Source organism: Roseovarius bejariae (assembly GCF_009669325.1).
Taxonomy (GTDB): domain Bacteria; phylum Pseudomonadota; class Alphaproteobacteria; order Rhodobacterales; family Rhodobacteraceae; genus Roseovarius; species Roseovarius bejariae.
Genome location: NZ_SZWE01000001.1, coordinates 248,096 through 267,754, shown reverse-complemented (window position 1 = coordinate 267,754; position 19,659 = coordinate 248,096). Strand labels below are relative to the sequence as shown.

The window sequence follows — 19,659 nt, the reverse complement described above, 5'->3', positions numbered from 1 at the left end:
TCTGTCTGTGAGAGTGGGAATTAACAGGGCGTGCGGTGAGTTTCGTACGAAACGTACGGGAGTTTCGTACGGTTTAATTTTTTGGGGGAATGGCAGGAGTCAGCCCAATCAAGACATTCGTTCTGCGCCTGCATTGGATGGCACCGCCTGCGGGTCTGGGCGGAAAGCGGCGTTCACTGCGTCGGCACCGCGAACGGAAAAAATTGAAAAGCAGACCTATAGTTGCGGACCGGCTACGATGTGGAAATCACATGTGCCTGTTTTGATCCACGGCGTCCAGAAACACAATAACTAGGAATAACAATGAGCAATGCCTCAGACGATAAGGATCATCCTGTTCTCAAAGCCTTCAAAGAGATCGAAAAGCCCCTGGTTAACGAAGAAGACATCGCAGAGTTTACCGATGAGGATGACTTCAACAGACTGGGAGTGTCGCTACTTATTGAGGCGGGTTGCTATGTTTGCATCGCCGCAAACACACTTGGTGTGCACGAAAAGTGGATCGAGACACGGCCGCAATAGGCGGAAACATGGTTCGACTCTACAAGATGATTTCGGGCTTTCTGGATCAAACAACCCAGCGACGGCGCGATACGAGCTTTATTTTCGCCCGATTGGTCTTCGAAACGGTCGTGACAATACGTTACCTCATTAAACACTTCAGTCCTGATCTGGTTGCGTCTTATGTAAAGAGCTCATTCAAACATGAGGCCAAACTGCGAAAGAAGATGGAGCAGAACATCGCGGCACGTGGTGGAGTGATTTTGCCAATTGAAGATCGCATGATGAAGTCGATTGATCGTGAGTTTGCGAGTGCTGGTCTCGATCCAAGCGACCTGAACGGGTACAGGGAAAGAAACTGGGGCGGGAGAAACCTTTACGAAAAGCGGATGACCTAGGGATGGGCGATGCTTACCTTGGCGCGTTTTCCGGGCCGTCCCAAGCCGTGCATGGCGCTTGGGGAGACATCTACTCACACTGCCTTCAGACCGATGGCGATGAGTTGATATCACCGAACACTGAATGGGGTTACCCACGGCCACAATTGATCACTGCTTCAGCAAAACTGAGTCTGTTCGCGATAGATGACTATTTCGGGTTTGTTGGGGGTCCAGATTTGCAAGAAGCAGTACAAGAGCACCTAAGTAGTTTAGCAAATCGATTAAGTGCTTTCGACCAGGCGCACGAAGGATACCTTGCACTGAAGGAATGGCCAAGAATCCGTTAAAGAGACCTCTGCGAAAGTCGTTTGGGATTCTCAGGTTTGATTTGGTTTGGTAAGCTTTGGTATGAGACAGAGCTTTGCGACCCAACCCGCCCTATTCGCGCCGCATGAGGTGTTTGACCATCCCGCACTGTCGGCGCTTGATGATGTAGAAGAGCTGATTGACTGGTTGCGCGTGGAGGCGCTGCTGCCTGCCGGCGAGGATCGCAAGGCCACGGGGCGGCCCGGCTATCCGGCGCAGACCCTGTTTCGGGCGCTGCTTCTTGGCCTTTGGTATGACCTCAGCGATGTGAAGCTCTCGGCGCAGCTGGCCCGCGATCTGCTGTTTCGCAAGTTCTGTCGGCTGGAACTGGATCAGGGCGTGCCCGATGACACCACGCTGGGGCGGTTCCGGGCGCGGCTGGGGGACCGGCTGGATGCGGTGCTGGCCGAGGTGGTCACGATGCTGGAGGAGGCCCGGGTGGTGCTCGCGGAGGGGCGGGTGGCCATCGTTGACGGTGAAGGTGTGAACGCCATTGGTCCGAGTGAACACCTGAACGTGGTCGAGGCCGCCCGGAGCGGGCTGCGCCATGCCGATCCCGAGGCCGGCAGCCGGGTGAAACTCAACGTGAAAGGCAAGATGCAGGCGGTCTGGGGCTGGCAGGGCTTTGTCAATGCCGACGAGGACGGGTTCATCCGGCGGGCGGCGGTCAGCGCCGGAAACCGCGCGGAGGTGGACAGTCTGGAGGATGTGGTGGTGGGCGATGAGGCCGCGCTCTATGCCGACAGCGCCTATATCGGGCCGCGCACCCGGGCGCTTCTGGGGCGTCACGGGATGCGCGACCAGGTGCAGCGGCGCGGTGCGCGGGGCCATCCGCTGTCGGCGCAGGACAGGGCGCGCAATGTCGAGATCGGCGTGACGCGCGGCCGGGTCGAGGCGATCTTCGGGCACATGAAGCGACACTGGGGCATGGCCCGATCCCGGTTCATGGGGCTGTGGCGGACCCGGACCCAATTCCTTCTTGCCGCCATCGGATGGAACCTCTGGAAGGGCAGCGGGTTTCGCAAACGCTACGGATAAACCTCAAGGCACCGCACCACCCCGCAGATCAAAACCGCACCGATCCCTGCCACCCATACCAAAACCGAGCCGATGCGACGACGCATCCTCTCCAAATAACCCCCGTTTCGCAGAGGTCTCTGAACCGGATGGGGTGGATAGCTCCTGCTCCACCCGGCGTCGCAATGCGCCATACTGCAGTTGTTATAGACTGCTTATGAGAGGAGCTACCCAATGCAGGTTACAACAGTCGGCCTCGATTTGGCCAAAAACATCTTTCAGGTCCACGGCATCAGCGAGAATGGCGATGTTGTTTTCAACCAAGCTCTGCGACGAGCGCAATTGATCGCATTCTTTGAGAAACTTCCACCCTGCCTGGTCGGAATGGAAGCTTGCGGTTCCAGCCACCACTGGGCACGGCAACTGAGCAAGCTGGGCCATGATGTGCGTCTGATACCAGCGATGTATGTGAAGTGGGGTAAATCCGATGCGGTTGATGCTGCAGCCATCTGCGAAGCGGTGACGCGTCCGACAATACGTTTTGTCGCAATAAAATCTGAAGAGCAGCAAGGCGTCTTGTTTCTCCACCGCGCCCGTGATCTGATCGTCAAGCATAGAACGCAGCTCAGCAATATGCTGCGAGGTTTGCTGTCCGAGTTTGGCATAGTGATTGCACAAGGGGTTGGCAGCGCGATCAAGTTCGCGAAGGGCGTTCTGGATGGCGACAAGCCAGGCATTCCCGATGTTGCAATTGATGTGCTTGCCAATCTGAGCAACCAACTTGTCGCTTTGCACCTTCGCGTCCGTTGGTACGAGATGCACATGCGGCTTCAGGCCAAGCAAGACCCGCGCGTGATGTTGCTGCGCACGATCCCGGGCGTTGGTCCAGTGACTGCGTCAGCAATCGTTGCAACAGCAGGTGATGCCAGCCAGTTCAGGAACGGTCGCGAATTTGCAGCCTGGCTGGGTCTGACCCCACTCAACCGCTCAAGCGGTGGCAAGGAAAGGCTGGGCCGTATCTCAAAGATGGGGGACCGATACATCAGACGGCTGCTGGTCACGGGAATGACCTCGCGATTGAGGCAGATGAAGACACATCCGGAACGTGCTGACCCGTGGGCGCAAGCCCTGATTGATAGAAAGCCCGTTCGTCTTGCCACTGTAGCAATGGCGAACAAGACAGCGCGGATCATTTGGGCAGTCTTGACCAAGAATGAATATTACAGACCGCGCACTGCATAACTAAGGGAGAACAGAACACACGAGACAGCAAGACCATTTAAATGATGGAGTACAGTCAGCCCGTCAGCCGAGACACCCCGTCGAATTTCAGGGGCAACCAATAGTCCGAGAACCGGTTTGGGACTTGGTTTGCGGAAACCATCAGGGCCAGCGGCCGTGTGCGCCGCGCAAACAGGCCGGACACACGTCTGCTTCTGACCAGTGCTAAATTAGGTTCAAAAATGTCTTGCTATGCAGGAGCTATCCACACAAGACATTGCAAACTGCAACAGGGATCATATCCGCCGACGGTACAGGCCTTGCCGCACAAACTCTCGGCCAAACCGAACCGTACTTGGCCTGCAGCCGCTGGATTTGTTAGAGTTTTGAGTCATGTTGGGTCGCACTTCCGATGACCATACTTCACTTTTGCTTCGCTTGTGGGATCGACCACAGGTTTTCGATGCTGAAGGAGCGACGGTCCGGTTCCCGACGCGGAAGGCACTTGCGCTGTTTGTCTATCTTGCCCGTGCGGGAGAAAATGGCGCAGCTCGCGGACATTTGTCGGAGCTGTTCTGGCCAGGCAAACCGGACCGGGATGCGCGCCAGGCTTTAAGAGGAACGCTGCACGAGATGCGCAGCGCAATTCGGTCGAGTACCAACGAGATCGTCCGGCAGTCGCGCGATCGGATTTCGTTGAATCCTGAAGCGATCACTACCGAGTTCAAATGCGGTGACGGTCGAGCTGCTCAAACAGGCGGTGATTTCCTTGTCGGGCTGGAGATTGACACACCTAATTTCGACCAGTGGTGCGCACAAGAGCGGGCGTGGTTGCGCGAGGCAGCGGTGGCCAGAGCAGTTGCGTCTATGGAGGCAGTCCTCAGGGAGGGTCGTTTCGCGGCGGCGCTCGGCGCGGCCGAACAGATCATGGTCCTCGATCCCCTGAGCGAACTGGGCTGCCGAGGCGCGATGCGCGCATTGAGCGGGCTCGGCCGAAGAGCGGATGCGCTGCGGCACTACGCGTCTTTTTGCAACGCGCTGTCGGAAGACCTGGGGGCCAAGCCGGAAGCCGCGACGGAAAGACTGGCAGATCATATCCGTCGGGCCGACGAGCGCTTGCCGCCGGCGACGCTCATCCGGCCGGATAAACCCTCTATCGTCGTCATGCCGTTTTCGGACCTGACCGGCGGGGACAAGGCGCACCTGGTCGACGGGCTGGCCGCGGATGTGCGCACCGCTTTGGCCCGGGATCGGACCTTGTTCGTCGTGGCTGGCGACTCGGCCGACACCTATCGGGACTCGATGCTTGGTGCGGCCGAGATCGCGGGGGAACTGGGGGTGCGCTACCTGCTGCAGGGCCGGGTCCGGCTGGATGAAGAAAGGCTGCGGCTCGATGTCGAACTTGTCGATGGACCGCGCAACACCGTGGTTTGGAGCGAGCGGTACGATCGGGCTCGCGGATCGATGCTGAGCGTCCAGGACGAGGCGGTATCACAAATCGTGGCCGCATTGCGCGGCTACAAGGGAATCGTACAGCGCAACGAGGCACGGATCGCCAAGGCGAAGTCCGAAACCGACCTCGATGCCCATGACCACCTCATGCGCGGGATGATGCTGAAGGAGAAGTTTCTGAAGGACGAAATGCGCGCCGCACGCGGTCATTTTGAGAAGGCATTGGAGCTCTCCCCGAATTCAGCGCCGGCGCATGGCTGGCTCGCCTGGACGTGGTTCTTCGAGGTGTATCTGGGGTGGGCGGACGATCCCGCGGAGGCCTTGGCACGGACCGAGCAGAGTGCCCGGAGGTCAGTGCAACTCGATCCAGATCTCGACTTCGCGCACTGGGCACGCGGGGCCGCCTTTCTTGTCGCCGGAGACAACGGCGCGGCGCTCGACTGTTTCGACCGGGCGCTCGAGCTCAATCCCAACAACTCCGATGCCTTGGCCAACAGCGCATGGCCGTTAATGTTCGAGGGCCGGACGGAAGAAGCGGTCGCGCGACTGGAGCGTGCCATGCGGCTGAACCCGTTTTACCCCGACTGGTACTTCTGGGGCCTCGGTATGGCGCGATATCTTCAAGGGAGCTTCCGTGCCGCATGCGTGGTGTTCAGCCGGATGTCACAGCCCAATGAGCAAAGCAAGGCTTTCGAAATTGCCGCGCTCATGCGATTGGGCGAAACGGACCGGGTGGGTGCGGAGATTCGCGCACTCTACGACCTGGCACCCGATGCACGGGTAGGCGATCTTGTGACGCCGCTCGGGTTCCGCGATCAGCACATATCTGGGGCGCTTGCCGACACCCTGCGCGCAGCCGGGCTCGCAGGCTGACCAACGATTTTCCGACGCGAATCGGTTTCCCTCCAGGGTGTCGAAAGATCGAGAACAGGAGGACAACACGATGCAGACAAACGACGAGACCCCGATCCGCGATACCATCGACCGCTACGTGGAGGGCCTGCGCACCGCCGATATCGCACTGCTCAGATCCGCCTTCCATGATCACGCCAACATGTTCGGTGACTTTGGCGATGACCTGATGGCCGCCCCGATCGAGTCGCTGTTCGACTGGGCCGCCGCAGAATTGGAGCCAGGCGCGACGGGTGCAGACCACCGCGTCGAGATTGAGGACGTGGAAATTGCCGGCGATGTCGCCTTGGCGCGTGTGTATGAGCGAGACTTTTTCGGCGGCGATGCGCGCGAATTTTTCACGCTCGTGCGGTCTCCCGACGGCTGGCGGATCACCTGCAAGTCCTGGGCTACGATCGGCTAACCTCTGTCCTACATCCTCAACTTCAACCCACGAAACCAAATTCTGCGAAGAAAGGAGATTTGTGATGCCCGACCCGTTTCAGAATGTATCCGCCGCGGGCGACGAGATGATCGGCCAGATCATCGACGCGCTGGAAGACAGAGCCGAAGATCCCGCGATGAACGAGATCATCGCGCGCTATTTCGCCGAACTCGACTGGCCCGAGGAGGGCACGCTGCTGGAGATCGGCTGCGGCACCGGTCCTGTGGCACGGGCCGCCGCGCGCCACAGTCCTGGTACAAAGGTAATCGGGACCGATCCGGCCGCGGAACTTGTTGCGGACGCGCGCACCCGCGCGAAGGAGCTACCGAATCTGCGTTTCGAGACCTGTGACGGCACCCAGCAGCCGGTGGATGCGGAATCGGTGGATACTGTGATCCTGCACACGGTATTGAGTCATGTCGCGGCGCCCGAGAACCTGCTTGCCGAGGCATTCCGCGCTTTGCGCCGCGACGGCCAACTCGTCGTGTGCGACGCCGATTTCTCACGGCTTTCGCTGGCACTCAGCCCGGACGATCCGCTCGAAGCCTGTGCCATCGGGTTTACACGGAACTTCGTGACTGATCCGTGGCTTGTAACGCGTCTTCGGCCGCTCCTCGTCGAGACCGGCTTCGAGACCGAAGTTTTCCGGACCGAAACCAGGCTGGACCTGGAGGGCCACGGCGGCCCGGTGTGGACGCGGTTCGCAACCGGTCACCTCGTCGCGGACGGGATCATCGGACAGCCGCTCGCGGACGCGCTCATCGCCGAATGCAAGCGTCGTATCGACGCCGGTACGCTGTATGGTTTCAACCCTTTTGTGACGGCAATCGCACGGCGTGCCTGACTTGTGGCTGTTGATACGGCTGGGCCTCTTTCAAGCCCCGCTGTCATAGCCGGGTGTCCCCTTGTCCGAGCCGGAGACGATGGTCAATTTGGTTTTACACGACATTCCATCGGCTTTCAGAGGGCCCGTAATCCGTAACATCGGCGTAGCTGCTCCGCACCAGCCACCTGGTCAGTGTCCGGGCCATCAGCTCGTCGCCAGTCAGGCAGATCCTGTCGGCCGCAATCTCGGCATCGAAGGTCGAATGCCCCATCCATGCCGCGGTGAGCGCCCGGAGGTCGCAGGCGACGAACAGATCGACCTCATGCTTCGGATCGGTGAAGCAGAGGTCGGTTTCCTCGCCGGGCTTGGACAGCAGCCAGTAATTGACCTTCTCTTCGGGTGGTTGTTCGAGGATGAACTGGATGACGCATTTCCGCCGAGGGAGTTCAAGCTGGTCGATCTTTCGCCGGATGTTCCACATCAGCAATTGCGCATCGAGGTCCTGGAGCGAGACCTCACTGTCAATGTTTCGGTGCGCCCACTCGCCGAGCCCACGGATCAGTGGCCCGGCCTCGTCGGCCATGGCCGTCGTGACGTACTCCGCGTGGTCGCCCGGTCCTTCTGTCTTCTTCCGAATAAGCCCGTTGGCCTCGAGCTCTTTAAGGCGTTTCGACAAAAGCCCCGGCGACATACCGGGAACCCCTCTCTGGATCTCGTTGAAACGGGTAGAGCCGGACCACATTTCCGCGAGAAGCAGCATCGTCCAGCGCGGCTCGAGCAGGCTTGCGGCCATAGCGACGGGGCAAAATTTCGGATAATTCGAATCTGGCATCTCGGATCCTCCATCGCAATTCAAACATGCCTCCCGCACGTGCGTCCACTTCACATAGTGTAGTGGGTTTGCTCCATTTGCTGAACTTGGCCAGTCCGATCCGTCCGTGAGAGTGTCGTATCATCGAAACTGCAACGGAAGGAGTGGAACCATGCCCCTTGTCGATATCGAACTGATCGAAGGCGTCTTCGATGAAGACCAGAAACAGCGGATGATCCGCGACGTGACTGAAGCGATGGTCGGCGTCGAAGGCGAGGCCATGCGTGGCGTCACATGGGTCAGGGTACAGGAAATCGCCAGCGGCGAGTGGGCTATCGGCGGCAAACCGATGACCGCCAAGGACGTCAGGGCGAAGCAGTCTGAACCCGCCTGAGCGGTTCCCCCGACGGACGGGAGAGGAGGACCCATGAAAAGCGACGTCGCCGAAAACTTAAAGATCGCGACGCTTTACCTGCGCCTTTGAAGCGCCGCCGGCAACCGCCGGATCGTCGACGAATATGGCCGAGGTGATCGAGCAGCACATGTGCGATCTCTTCGCTGCGGCGAGGTCAAGGGGATCCTCTTGTCCCAGAAGCTCGAAATGACTCACGCATAAAGGCCCAGGTTCTTGGGAGCCGGGGCGCTGAAAGGCAGGACAAACATGACGAACACCACCGAAACCCACCGCTTCGAGCGCCCCGATGACCGGCTTGATATGAAGGACCGCGGGGGTATCGACATCATGAAGACAGCACAGGGGTCGACCGGCATGCACGCCGTGTTCGAACCTGGCTGGACATGGGAGGCGGACGAGGAATCGCTCCTCGGTCATCCGGACACATGCCCGATGCACCACACGGGCTACTGCATGTCCGGTCGGCTTGTGGTTCGCATGGTCGAGAGCGGAGAGGAAATGCCAATCACGAAAGGCGACTTCTTCGAGATCCCGCCGGGTCACGACGCCTATGTCGAGGGCGACGAGCGCGTCGAGATGTTCCTCTTTGAAGCCCCAGACCCGCATTCGTAACGTATTCCAGAGGCCCGGCCGCAGGACAAGATAAACCGCAGGCTCTTCCCCGGGAGGAGCCCGTGCTGCCCTTCCAAGTCACGGGCCTATGCGCGGTTCGGACTGAAACGGTCGCGATAAGCCGATGGCGTGATGCCACAATGGCGCTTGAAGATGCGGCGGAAGAAGGCAACATCCTCGTAACCCACGGAGAGCCCGACCTGCTGAATGGATGGCGCGCCGTCCTCGAGCATTTTTCGCGCGGCGGCGACGCGCAGCATCTGCTGGTAGACACCCGGCATGTGGCCGGTGGCCTCCTTGAACCGGCGTACGAGGTTGCGGCGGCTCATGCCTGCGCGTTCCGCGAGTTCCTCGACAGGAACGTCGCGGGCGAAATGTTCGGAGAGGTGATGCTCGGCATCCCGGACCTTTTCGTCATCGTGCGGTCGCGCCAGCGGCAGCATGGCATAGCCGGACTGGCCGGGTCGTGGCATGTCGAGGAGCAGCGCCTTCGAGCACTCGATCGCGACGGTGCGACCGCAGAGGCGCTCGACGAGGTGCAGGCTCAGGTCGCTCGCGGCATTGACGCCGCCACTGCAATAGAGGCCGGCATCCTCGGTCACGAGCAGGTCGGTCTGCCAGTCGACATCAGGGTATCTTTGCCGGAACCCGTCGGCGACGCCCCAATGCGTCGTGGCCCTGCGGCCATCGAGCAGGCCAGCCTCGGCCAGGAAGGCGACCCCTGAACAGACCCCGGCGACCCGGGTGCCGTTCTGATACCGCTCTGCCAGCCAGGGTGGGATCGCGGCGTGGCGCGCCATCCAGTCGTTCGGGACAGGGCCGGAGGCGGAAACCATGATCAGGTCGGCCGTTCCCAGATCCGCAATGGCCCTGTCTGGGGCTATGTTCAGCCCATAGGCGCTTCGCACCGGCGCGCCGTCGATTGATGCCGTCGTGACCCGGAACCGCGGTTCGGGATCATCGCCGCACATCTCGCGCCACATCGTTCCCGCGGCCGAGAAGACCTCGATCGGCCCGACGGCCGTCGACGCGTAGCCGTCGTTGACGAGAACGACCGCGACGTCCAGCTTGTCGTTGAACTCCGTCATTCATGGCATACTGCCATTTCGGCGCGGGAATTTCATCCGCTCTACGCTCTTTTGCACGATCCCCCCTGCAATCCGTCCGTATCACCCGGTGCCATTTCGCTCGCTCAGGGTTCATTCTTTGACCACAAACGAAAACGAGAGGAGGCAAAGATGGATCTCTACATCATCCGCCGCCACGGCATCTGGTCGAACGAAGACGAACTTGCGACGACCAACGATAAATCACTTCAGGTCGGCGAGGAAATGAAGGACCGGCTCCGTTGGATCCGCAGTTACGCGGTGACCGAGGAAGATGGCCGCATCGGATCGGTCTGCATCTACGAAGCCCGCGACCGGGACGCCATCCGAGAACACGGGCGTCGCATCGATGCCCCGAGCGAGGATATCCGGCTGGTCAGCGGCACCGCCGTGAAACGAGACGATCCAGAGCCGGTGACCATCGTATGACAGCATTTCCTTCGCAGGTCTCTGCGAGGGAAATCCAACAGTATTGATGAGCTGTGACCCCGCGACGCGTACGGTCAGAATGTCAGACATGCGGCTTGATGTGTTAATGGGGCACTTTTCACATATGCAGCGATTGGCTGGTTCGGCGGCCAACATCGGAGACACTTGATGGCAAGGTGAGTGACAGCTTCGGGCCGTTCGCGGCGCACCTGCGGAGTGGGCGGAGAGCTGATGGGGTGGATGGCTCCTGCTTCAACCGGCGTCGCAATGCGCCATAATGCAGGTGTCTAAATCTGCTTTGAGAGGAGCCACCCCATGCAAGTTACCACAATCGGCGTTGACCTGGCCAAGAACGTTTTCCAAGTCCATGGTATCGCAGAGAACGACGTTGTGTTGTTCAACAAGCCCCTGAGACGGGCACAGTTTCTGCCGTTCTTTGCTAAGTTGGACCCCTGCCTGATCGGCATGGTGTCTTGCAGCAGCGCCCATCATTGGGCCCGCGAATTGACGGCCTTAGGCCACGAGGTGCGTTTGATCCCACCGATGTATGTGAAGCCCTATGTCAAACGTGGGAAATCTGATGCCATTGATGCGGAGGCAATCTGCGAAGCGGTGACACGCCCAACCATGCGCTTTGTGGCGATTAAAACGGTTGAGCAACAAGCCCTGCTGTCGCTGCATCGGGCGCGCGACCTTTTGGTTCGTCAAAGAACGCAGTTGATCAACGGCTTGCGAGGACTGGTTGCCGAGTTCGGCATCTACATCCCCAGAGGACTGGCCCGCGTGATTGGGTTTGCTGAGGATATCACACTGGGTGAAGTGCTCGATTTGCCAGACATCGCCAATGAGGTGATCCGCAACCTGTCAGAACAGTTGATGGCATTGCATAAACGGATCCGATGGTATGAAGAGCGCCTCAAGCAAGTGGCCAAAGAAGATGCGCGTGTCCGTTTGTTGCGCACGATACCCGGCGTCGGCGCGGTGACGGCTTCTGCGATCATCGCCAGCATCGGCGACGGGCACCAGTTCCGCAATGGCCGGGAGTTCGCCGCCTGGCTGGGCTTGACGCCTGCAAATAAATCCAGCGGAGGCAAGGAAAAGCTGGGGCGGATCACCAAGATGGGCGACCAGTATTTACGCTCTTTGCTTGTCGTCGGCATGACATCCCTGGTCCGACAAACACGGTCCCACCCCGAACGTGCCAGCAAGTGGCTGACGTCACTGCTCGAACGCAAACCCGCCCGTGTCGCAACTGTCGCCATGGCCAATAAGACCGCCCGGATAGTCTGGGCTGTCCTAACCCGCGACGAACCCTACAGCCCCCGTGCGGCAGTCTGAGAAGAAAGGAACAACGAGTTAGCAAGACCTGCGAGATGATGGTGCATAAGTCTGCCGCCAAAACCAAGACACTCCGCCGAATGTCCCGGGCGTCATAGCCCGCTAAGCTGTAAGGAACTTGGTTTGCGGAACCCATCAGGGCCAGCGGTCAAAACCGCGCAAACAGGCCGGACACATGACTGCTTCTGACAAATGCACAAATCAAATCAAAAATGTCTTGCTATGCAGGAGCCATCCACACATGTCATTCGCTGTGCAGTTGACGAACGACAGCTTGGTGCAGTTTGTAAAGCCTGCCCTATTTCCCGACAGCGGAACTTCGAGCATAGTGAAGCAGCCGCCCGGGAAGCGTCCCAAGAAGGCGGAATAAGCTATCGCAGTATTGAGTAATTTTGTCGGCTTTCTGGAGCTTCCGTCACCCGTTGATGCGCTCGGCTTGGCGCAAGGCAAGGGCTTGGATCGTAAGAGATGGACCTTCGCCTCCACCAGAAGTGGGAAATAGACTTGCATCGGCTATCCAGAGGTTCGGATGATCGTGGCTGCGACCAAATCGATCCGTCACAGAGGTGGCACTGTCGGCGCCCATGCGTGCAGTCCCCAAAGCATGTGTTGCTGTAAACTTATCCCAAGACCCAAACTCTTCTACAAGAATTTCCGTCCCGGTCTGGCGCAACAGCTCCCGCGTATTGCTCGCCATGATTTGTAATAACTTCAGGCTGTTTGAACTCAATACCGAATTGATTACGGGAAGAGCTAAGCCATCGCTATCGTTCTCAGTGTCGGATAAGGCAATGTAACTGCGCTCATCAGGGATGACTGCGCCTGTTGCGCCGACGGTAATGGCGGATCCAAAACTGGAGCGCAGTCTCGTTTTCAACGCCGCTCCAAAGCCAGAGAGAAGTCGCGATGCATAGGCGACCGGACCGGTCAGTCCGATTTCTTGAACGGCTGAGGTATAGCGACAGCCGCCCACGGCTTCAGGTACGCCGTTTGGAGCACTTTGGGACCATGCGACCGCATCTGCGGGAAGACCCATATGACTGTTGCGCAGTCCAGGCAGCAGCGCAGTGCTATGCCATGACAGGGTTTCCATGAAATTACGGCCGACCTGGCCCGACCCGTTAGCAAGACCATCAGGCGTTTGCGTGCTTTTTGCGGCAAGCAGGAGCCGAGGTGTCTGCACCGCTCCGCATGCGAGGATCAACTGTGGGGTTTCCTGTCGTATGTGACGCTTCTCGTGGACATAGTGAACTGCGGCAATCCGACCGCTGCGTGCGGCCTCAATGTGTATGACCCGTGCCTCCGGTATAAGCTTGAGGCGTCCAGTCATTTCTGCATGCCTTAGAAACGTGACATCGACTGAACCCTTGTCTCCCAAAGGGCAACCGCGACTACATTGCCCGCAATAATTGCAGCCGGGGCGACCATCAAATGGCTGTGACAGCACGGCACGGGCATTCGGCTCGAATGGCAGACCAACGCGCAGACCAGCCTCTGCCAGACGTTGGGCCGCTGGACTAAGCGGATGCGCCGATTGCGGATAAGGGGCAGAACGCCATCGCGCACCGCCGGTCTCTGGTCCGGCAACACCGATCAGGTATTCGGCTTTGGTGTAGTAGGACTCCAGCTCTTGATACGCCAGTGGCCAGTCTGCCCCGATGCCATGGTCGCGCGCGAGCGTGAAACTTTCAGGGTGGAGCCTGTGCGCCTCCCCGACATAGTGCAGAGTGGAGCCCCCCACGCCCAGAACATGCGCATAGCCTGAGCGACTGGGCTGGCGGCGGTTATTCAAGGGGCGCCGGCCCTGAGCCGCGTTCCAGCTCTGTAAGTCCGCTTTTGCAGGATCGAGTCGCCCGAGATCGCCATAGAGTATTTGCGCGCGACTGCCAGACTTGACCGGAAAAGTTCGGCGCTCCCATCCCGGCTCTGTCAAAGGATAGTCTTGCGACGGGTTGAAACGCGGCCCTGCCTCGAGCAGAAGGACCTTCAGCCCGGCTACCGTATGGGCCCATGCAGATGCGGCTCCACCGGCTCCCGAGCCGACAATCACGACATCATATGCCTCATCACTCATTTCCACGGAGGAGGATACCCCTCCGGCTGTGGGGCTGGCTTGAGTGAAAGCCCGACATAAGTCTGCGGTTGCGCGTAGTATATTTCTACAGTCATCTGGCGCAGCAATTGAAAGAACCGCCCCGGCACCTCGTTGTAATCTGCCTGTTCCATATATCTGAGCACATCTTGACGAGTTTCGGATGGCAACTCTGCAAAGCTACGTTCATCCAATGTGTTGAGCCAAGCCGTCCCAAGCGCGAAAAGACGGTGCAGAGAGCTTCCCTTTGGTGCAAACAACATAAGCTCGTCGCTTACGCCAAGCGCTGTGGCCGACGGCGTGACGTCATCCGCTGGCAAGAGAGTGTCGATCACGACATCCAGAGTCTCGCGTTCGATTGTTGCAGTTTGTCCGAACACCGGCGAAGACACCAGCGCCACCATGCAGCCAGAAGCCAGCTGCAAAATCGCGTCTCTACGGTTTACGGCCAATGCGCTTGTTGAACTTTGCGCAGATTGATTGTCAGGCGCGCGATTGCTGTTCATGGTTCGTCAAAGCCGCCTTGTGCAGTAGCAGACGAGATTTTGATGCAGTGGGCATCGATGCCTGGACCGGCTCACTTGCCGAGTCAGCTCATTCCTGAATTGGTAAGGCGGATGGCTGAGGATTAGGTGGTGCCGCTGGAGCCGGAGCCGTGGGTTTGTCGTTAAACTCGCCATAGGAATGGGTCCCAATGTAGCCGCCAGCACTTCCATCGAAGCCTAACGTCCCGCCAAAATTGTAATGGTTCCCAATGCCGCCCAGAATCCCGAAGGGGGTGCCATCGAAGCCCAGACCGAGTCCAGCCTCTCCGGCAATGTCCTCGTCACCAAGAATGCCAGTAAGGCGTACATTCGGGGCAATATCACGACCGAGCAGATCAAAATGCATCGACAGACGACCGCCTTCCACATCACCGCCCGCATCAACATTGCTGTGAATCACACCAACAACGCCTTCGAGTGTGCCACGGGAGCCGATACCCCAGTTCAAACCAACAAAGAGTGATGTATCGTCATTGCTGCCGGGAGTGTTGACCGCCGGTGGCGTCACGGGCGGCGGGCCAGCAGTTCCAGCGAAACCATGGGTGGCGAGAAACATAATACTAAGGACCGAAGTGAATAGCCGTATTATTTTCATATTAGCCTCCAAATGACTAATTCGTAACATTTCAACTTTTTATGTCGAGTCTTATCATCAAGGCGGAGCCTTGCCTCGAACTGGGAAAGCTTCATACAGTAGGCCCCGATACTGAGCATGAACAGCGTGATAATACAGGTCAAGTCCAGTGTCTGCGCTGAGGGATGGATTGGAACTGCACCTACCTATGTCACTTCGCGGCGGCTACTGCCTGAATGTTCGGTGCTGCCAGCAGAACCCCGGTTGAGCGAGGCGTGTCGTCGCATACGGGCTACCATAATGATTGTTCCATATTCCAATGTCCGCTTTGGGTCGTCCGCGCAGACGGCTCACGCCTTTAGATTTCGATTGCTTCAGCGATCGCCAGCGCATCTTCAAGCTCAACGCCAAGGTATCTGACAGTGCTCTCCATCTTGGTATGCCCCAACAGCAACTGGACCGCCCGCAAATTGCCAGTCTTCTTGTAAATCTGCGTCACCTTCGTGCGCCGCATCGAGTGCGTGCCATAGGCGCTGGCCTCCAGACCGATGGACGTCACCCACTCACGGACAATACGCGCGTACTGGCGGGTCGAGATGTGAAGCCGTTCGTGAAAACGCCCAGGCCAGAGGTACTCTGATCCATTCATGAGCGGCTCCCGCATCCACCTTGCCAGCGATGCACGGGTACCGTCAGAAATTTCGAAACGCACAGGTTTCTGGGTTTTGCTCTGTAGCACTGACGCCCGCTCCTTGATTTGGCCTGACGCCATGACATCGATCACCTTCATCTTCACCAAGTCGCAGCTGCGCAGCTTGCTGTCGATGGCAAGATTGAAGAGGGCCAGATCACGATGGTTTTCATCCTGCTCCAGCCGCACCCTGATCGCCCAGACATGTTTGGGCTTGAGCGGCCTTTTCTGGCCAACGATCCGGCCTTTGTTCCAGACTGGGCGCAGTACGCGGATAGCGGGTAAGTTTGGTGTTTCCATGATGGATCCTCCGATCGACCACGCCCTCCCACATCGACAACCCGACGATGACAAGACATCATATCACATGATGCTGCGATGCATCCGAGGTCGGCAGTGAGCCCAAAATGACCGCGAGGTGCCAGGACGTGTTTGCGCGTGCAGCGAGGCGCGCCTCGTCTGAACCAGGGCCAAGTTCAATGCATCCGATGCACCCGACCAACACGCTCTTGCGGCTCTTCCTCTTCAGCGAGGACCAACCCATCCACGACCATGCTGAGAATATCCGATGAGGACACGCCGGATCGCGCCAGGTTGGCGACCATTTCGACAATGAACCGGTCTGTCAGGCAGTCGACGCAGAGGCCTCTTTGCTGCGCGCGATGGCCGAGACCGGCCATTTCCTCTTCGATAAAGTCCTCGAAGCCCGGTGCTCCCTCGTGAATCATGCCGTCCTGCATCAGTCTCTCCTGTCGACGCGAGACGCGCCTGCCTTAGAAGTGATCCGCCCAAAGCGTGCGCCCCCCAAGGCCACGATGGGGCATCGTGCGGCCATGTAAACCCGCTTGAGGCTTTCCTCGCTCATTACGGGGCCGGCTTGCAAATCGAGAACCAGTGCCACTGCGTGTGTCCGCTCGACAAGGGCGGTGATCTGGTCGTCCGCGCAGGTTTCGGCAGACAACACCGCAACCGAGGTTCGCGATTCCTGCGCCAGCGCGCCGGCCAGGATGCGGGCTGCCTCCGATGGGCCCTTTTCGCCTCCGAGCAGAACGACGCGGCTCAATCCACGGAACAGGGGACGCTGCCCCAGCAGCAGGATATCCGCGTCTCTCAGTTCGGCGCAGGCCGCGCCCACGAGATCTCCGGCGGCCACCGTGCAGTCCCATTCGGTGTCCAGGTCTTTCGCGAGGTCTGAAAGGCGCGCGCCAAGCTCTGCCGCATCCCGCCTCGCCATCCGCCGCAACCGGTCGACCCTTGGAGGCGCCATCATTAAGATGCCGCGTGTCGAGATGATCTTCGGATCGCGGCCGCTCCAGTAGTCGTTGCCGACCGGCTCGATGATCAGGCCCGACGGCATGGCGGGCGCCAATCCAAGGATCGCACGGCACAGGGACAGGGCCGCGTCCGCACCCTCGAGGCTCTCGGCCGCGATGATCAGCTTGCGGCTCACCGCGCTCATCGCGGCTCTCCTCCATCCGCCGCCGCGGCGCGGTCTGAGAAGGATTTGCGCGTCATGGCGAATTCGCGCAGCCGCGCCTCGACCAGAGCGTTGACGCAGTTCTCGGGAAATGTCCCGTCATCACCCCCCCGCGCGCCTGCCGGAACGCCTGTCATCAGCGCAACCGCCTCATCGACGCTTGTGATCGGGATAACGCTGAACCTCCCAGCCTCGACCGCATCCGTCACGCGGTCCCGAAGCATCAGGTGGTCGATATTGGCGGCCGGAATGAGAACCGCCTGATTGCCGCTCAGCCCCCGTTCGGTGCAGATGTCGAAGAACCCCTCGATCTTCTCGTTCACGCCGCCAATGGCCTGAACCTGACCCATCTGGTTGACCGAACCGGTGATTGCTATGTCCTGACGGATCTCCAGATTGGACAATGCGGACAGCAGCGCGACCAGTTCGGCGCAGGATGCGCTGTCGCCTTCGATGCCGCCATAGCTCTGTTCGAAGACGAGACTCGCGTGAAGCGAGAACGGCATGTCGAGGGCGTAGGTCGTCGTCAGATAGCCCGACAGGATCATGACGCCCTTGGAGTGAAGCGGGCCGCCGAGTTCGACCTCGCGCTCTATGTCGATGAGCTTGCCACTTCCCGTCCGGACACGCGCCGTGATGCGGGAGGGCCGTCCGAACCGGAAGCCGCCAAATTCGTGCACCGAGAGGCCATTGACCTGTCCGACGGTCTTTCCGTCCGTGTCGATCATCAAGGTCCGACGCGCGATCGCTTCCTGTACACTGTCGCGGACCCGGGAGGCCCGCCTGTCGCGCTCGACCACGGCCCGCTCGATATTCTCTCTCAGGACCTCTTTTCGCTCATTGGCACGCGCGTAGTGCTCGGCCTCGCGCAGTATGTCGGTGACAGGGCCAACCCGGAGCGAGATCTTCTTCCCGTCCTGGGCAAGCCGGCTCGACTCATCGAGCAGACAGGCGAGCGCATCGTCGGCTACGGGCAGCAAATCGTTCTTCTCGGCATAATGGCGCAACAGAAGCGCCATATCGCCAAGTGATTCGTCGTTGCGCTCGAGGGTTTCCTCGAAATCCGCCTGCACCTTGAAAAGCTCCTGGAAATCGGGATCGCGCATGACGAGAAGCGCGTAGAGAGACCGGTCTCCGACGAGGACCACCCTGACGTCGAGGGGTATCGAATCCGGTTCGAGCGAAGTGGTCGAGAACAGGCTGACCCGCTCGGCAAGAGAGGTGGTTGCGATCGACCGGTCCTTGATACTCCGCTTGAGCGCATCCCATGCATAGGGCTCGCTCAACACCTGGCGTGCATTGAGGACAAGATAGCCGCCGTTTGCGCGGTGCAGTGCGCCGGGGCGGATCAGCGTGAAGTCCGTGACAAGCGAGCCCATCTGCGAGACATGTTCTATCCGTCCGATCAGCCTGTCGAAGGTCGGCAGATCCTCGACAACTACGGGTGCGCTTTCGGGGGCCGTCGGCCCATAGGCGACCATGACATTGACCATGTATCGCCGAAAGAGCGGCTCGAGATGTGCCTTGCCCGAAACCTCCGGAAACGGGCCGTCCGGCCGTTCCGACGCGGCTTGCAGGAAAAGTTCGGGGTTCTCGACCATGTCGTCGTGGACCCTGGACAGGAAATCGACGGCTGCTCCCGCGTCGCCAAGAGCCTCCTGGGCCTCGCCGATCCGACCCGAGACGGCGCGCTTCGCCATTTCGGCATTGAGCGCCTCGATGCGGCTTCGGTGTTCCCGCTCCAGTTTCGGCGTCTTGGCAAGCACCTCCTGCAATTCGCTCTGGAAGCGCGCGATCTTTTCCTCGATGACCGACTGTTCCTTTTCCGGAAGCTTGTTGAACTCCTCCGTCTTGACGACGTGATCATCGCGCATCGCCGCCACCATGAAACCCATGGGTGTCCGCAGCAGCGCGATGTCCTCCGACCGGGCACGGCTCGTGAAATCGGCCATCGCTTCTTCCTGCTGCGTGCCAAACTCCTCATCAATGATGCGTCTCTGCGTCCTGTATTCGTCGGATTCGAACAACGCAGGGATGTCGTTGGCGAGGTCGTTGACGACTCGCACCATCTCGTCCTTGAGCCGCTCTGCAACCCCGGCGGGAAGCCCGAGGGCCACCGGTTTTCGAGGGTCGTCAAAATTGTTGACGTATGCGAGGTCCTCGGGAGTTTTCCGGCGCAGGGCCCGCTCCTTGAGAATCTCCTCGACTGCAGTGTGGCGACCTGTTCCCTGCGGCCCCACCACGAAGAGATTGAAGTCGGGGTGCCTGATGTCGACGCCTAGCCGCAGGGCTTCAAGGCCGCGGTTCTGACCGATCAAACCGCTTCCGGAATGGCGCCCGAGCGCTGCCGGGGATAGCGTTTCGGGATCGCATCGTTGCCTAAGTTGCTCCAGAGGCAGCGCACGGGGCGTTTCAGTCACCATCTTTCCTCTTCCGTCCATATCCTGTCTGGCAACGCTATAGCATCCCG

General features: G+C 59.5%; 20 protein-coding genes. 11 read left to right on the top strand and 9 right to left on the bottom strand.

The window, feature by feature from the left end:
- Nucleotides 1–303 precede the first annotated feature (303 nt).
- The 7 genes from FDP25_RS01370 (at nucleotide 304) to FDP25_RS01340 (ending at nucleotide 7,117) form a co-directional block, all read left to right on the top strand.
- Nucleotides 304–522, top strand: a complete 219-nt coding sequence (locus FDP25_RS01370) for a hypothetical protein (protein ID WP_154148387.1) — start codon at nucleotides 304–306, stop codon at nucleotides 520–522.
- Nucleotides 523–530: 8 nt separating this feature from the next.
- Nucleotides 531–899 carry a DUF5677 domain-containing protein gene (locus FDP25_RS01365; protein WP_154148386.1) on the top strand — a complete coding sequence of 123 codons (369 nt, stop codon included), beginning with the start codon at nucleotides 531–533 and terminating at the stop codon, nucleotides 897–899.
- A gap of 390 nt (nucleotides 900–1,289) precedes the next feature.
- On the top strand, nucleotides 1,290–2,285 hold the full coding sequence (locus FDP25_RS01360; RefSeq protein WP_154148385.1) for an IS5 family transposase: 996 nt from the start codon (nucleotides 1,290–1,292) through the stop codon (nucleotides 2,283–2,285).
- Between the two features lie 213 nt (nucleotides 2,286–2,498).
- Nucleotides 2,499–3,506, top strand: a complete 1,008-nt coding sequence (locus FDP25_RS01355) for an IS110 family RNA-guided transposase (RefSeq protein WP_154148384.1) — start codon at nucleotides 2,499–2,501, stop codon at nucleotides 3,504–3,506.
- Between the two features lie 540 nt (nucleotides 3,507–4,046).
- A complete protein-coding gene (locus tag FDP25_RS01350; protein WP_172982723.1) occupies nucleotides 4,047–5,810 on the top strand; it encodes a BTAD domain-containing putative transcriptional regulator in 1,764 nt (587 codons plus the stop codon).
- A 70-nt stretch (nucleotides 5,811–5,880) separates the two neighbouring features.
- Complete coding sequence (locus FDP25_RS01345) at nucleotides 5,881–6,252, top strand: nuclear transport factor 2 family protein (RefSeq protein ID WP_154148382.1); 372 nt, start codon at nucleotides 5,881–5,883, stop codon at nucleotides 6,250–6,252.
- A gap of 64 nt (nucleotides 6,253–6,316) precedes the next feature.
- Nucleotides 6,317–7,117, top strand: a complete 801-nt coding sequence (locus FDP25_RS01340; RefSeq protein WP_172982722.1) for a methyltransferase domain-containing protein — start codon at nucleotides 6,317–6,319, stop codon at nucleotides 7,115–7,117.
- Between the two features lie 94 nt (nucleotides 7,118–7,211).
- Here the strand turns inward: FDP25_RS01340 and FDP25_RS01335 are convergent, their stop codons facing one another.
- Entirely contained in the window at nucleotides 7,212–7,931 is a 720-nt protein-coding gene (locus FDP25_RS01335) for a winged helix-turn-helix transcriptional regulator (protein WP_154148380.1), read from the bottom strand.
- A 151-nt stretch (nucleotides 7,932–8,082) separates the two neighbouring features.
- On the opposite strand from FDP25_RS01335, the gene FDP25_RS01330 reads away from it, so the two are divergent.
- Nucleotides 8,083–8,304, top strand: coding sequence for a tautomerase family protein (locus FDP25_RS01330; protein ID WP_154148379.1), 222 nt, complete (start codon nucleotides 8,083–8,085; stop codon nucleotides 8,302–8,304).
- A 267-nt stretch (nucleotides 8,305–8,571) separates the two neighbouring features.
- Nucleotides 8,572–8,937, top strand: coding sequence for a cupin domain-containing protein (locus tag FDP25_RS01325; protein WP_154148378.1), 366 nt, complete (start codon nucleotides 8,572–8,574; stop codon nucleotides 8,935–8,937).
- Between the two features lie 86 nt (nucleotides 8,938–9,023).
- Here the strand turns inward: FDP25_RS01325 and FDP25_RS01320 are convergent, their stop codons facing one another.
- Nucleotides 9,024–10,025: a GlxA family transcriptional regulator gene (locus FDP25_RS01320; RefSeq protein ID WP_154148377.1), complete on the bottom strand. Its 1,002-nt coding sequence runs from the start codon at nucleotides 10,023–10,025 to the stop codon at nucleotides 9,024–9,026.
- A gap of 150 nt (nucleotides 10,026–10,175) precedes the next feature.
- Here FDP25_RS01320 and FDP25_RS01315 point away from each other — a divergent pair, with 150 nt between their 5' ends.
- Both FDP25_RS01315 and FDP25_RS01310 read left to right on the top strand, forming a co-directional pair.
- On the top strand, nucleotides 10,176–10,472 hold the full coding sequence (locus tag FDP25_RS01315) for a nickel-binding protein (protein WP_154148376.1): 297 nt from the start codon (nucleotides 10,176–10,178) through the stop codon (nucleotides 10,470–10,472).
- Between the two features lie 315 nt (nucleotides 10,473–10,787).
- Nucleotides 10,788–11,810, top strand: coding sequence for an IS110 family RNA-guided transposase (locus tag FDP25_RS01310; protein ID WP_154148375.1), 1,023 nt, complete (start codon nucleotides 10,788–10,790; stop codon nucleotides 11,808–11,810).
- 415 nt (nucleotides 11,811–12,225) lie between these two features.
- On the opposite strand, the gene FDP25_RS01305 is transcribed toward FDP25_RS01310, so the two are convergent.
- The 7 genes from FDP25_RS01305 to FDP25_RS01275 form a co-directional block, all read right to left on the bottom strand.
- Nucleotides 12,226–13,884, bottom strand: coding sequence for a GMC family oxidoreductase (locus tag FDP25_RS01305; protein ID WP_154152972.1), 1,659 nt, complete (start codon nucleotides 13,882–13,884; stop codon nucleotides 12,226–12,228).
- Nucleotides 13,881–14,408, bottom strand: coding sequence for a gluconate 2-dehydrogenase subunit 3 family protein (locus FDP25_RS01300; RefSeq protein WP_154148374.1), 528 nt, complete (start codon nucleotides 14,406–14,408; stop codon nucleotides 13,881–13,883). The genes FDP25_RS01305 and FDP25_RS01300 overlap by 4 nt, the downstream gene beginning before the upstream one ends.
- Before the next feature lie 88 nt (nucleotides 14,409–14,496).
- Entirely contained in the window at nucleotides 14,497–15,003 is a 507-nt protein-coding gene (locus FDP25_RS01295) for a hypothetical protein (protein WP_172982721.1), read from the bottom strand.
- 376 nt (nucleotides 15,004–15,379) lie between these two features.
- A complete protein-coding gene (locus tag FDP25_RS01290; protein ID WP_154148372.1) occupies nucleotides 15,380–16,012 on the bottom strand; it encodes a tyrosine-type recombinase/integrase in 633 nt (210 codons plus the stop codon).
- A 176-nt stretch (nucleotides 16,013–16,188) separates the two neighbouring features.
- Nucleotides 16,189–16,452, bottom strand: a complete 264-nt coding sequence (locus FDP25_RS01285; RefSeq protein ID WP_154148371.1) for a hypothetical protein — start codon at nucleotides 16,450–16,452, stop codon at nucleotides 16,189–16,191.
- Nucleotides 16,452–17,171 (bottom strand): hypothetical protein, encoded by a 720-nt coding sequence (locus FDP25_RS01280; RefSeq protein ID WP_154148370.1) that lies wholly within the window; start codon nucleotides 17,169–17,171, stop codon nucleotides 16,452–16,454. Before FDP25_RS01280 ends, FDP25_RS01285 begins: the two co-directional genes overlap by 1 nt.
- Nucleotides 17,168–19,612, bottom strand: a complete 2,445-nt coding sequence (locus FDP25_RS01275; RefSeq protein ID WP_172982720.1) for a Lon protease family protein — start codon at nucleotides 19,610–19,612, stop codon at nucleotides 17,168–17,170. Before FDP25_RS01275 ends, FDP25_RS01280 begins: the two co-directional genes overlap by 4 nt.
- Nucleotides 19,613–19,659: the final 47 nt, after the last annotated feature.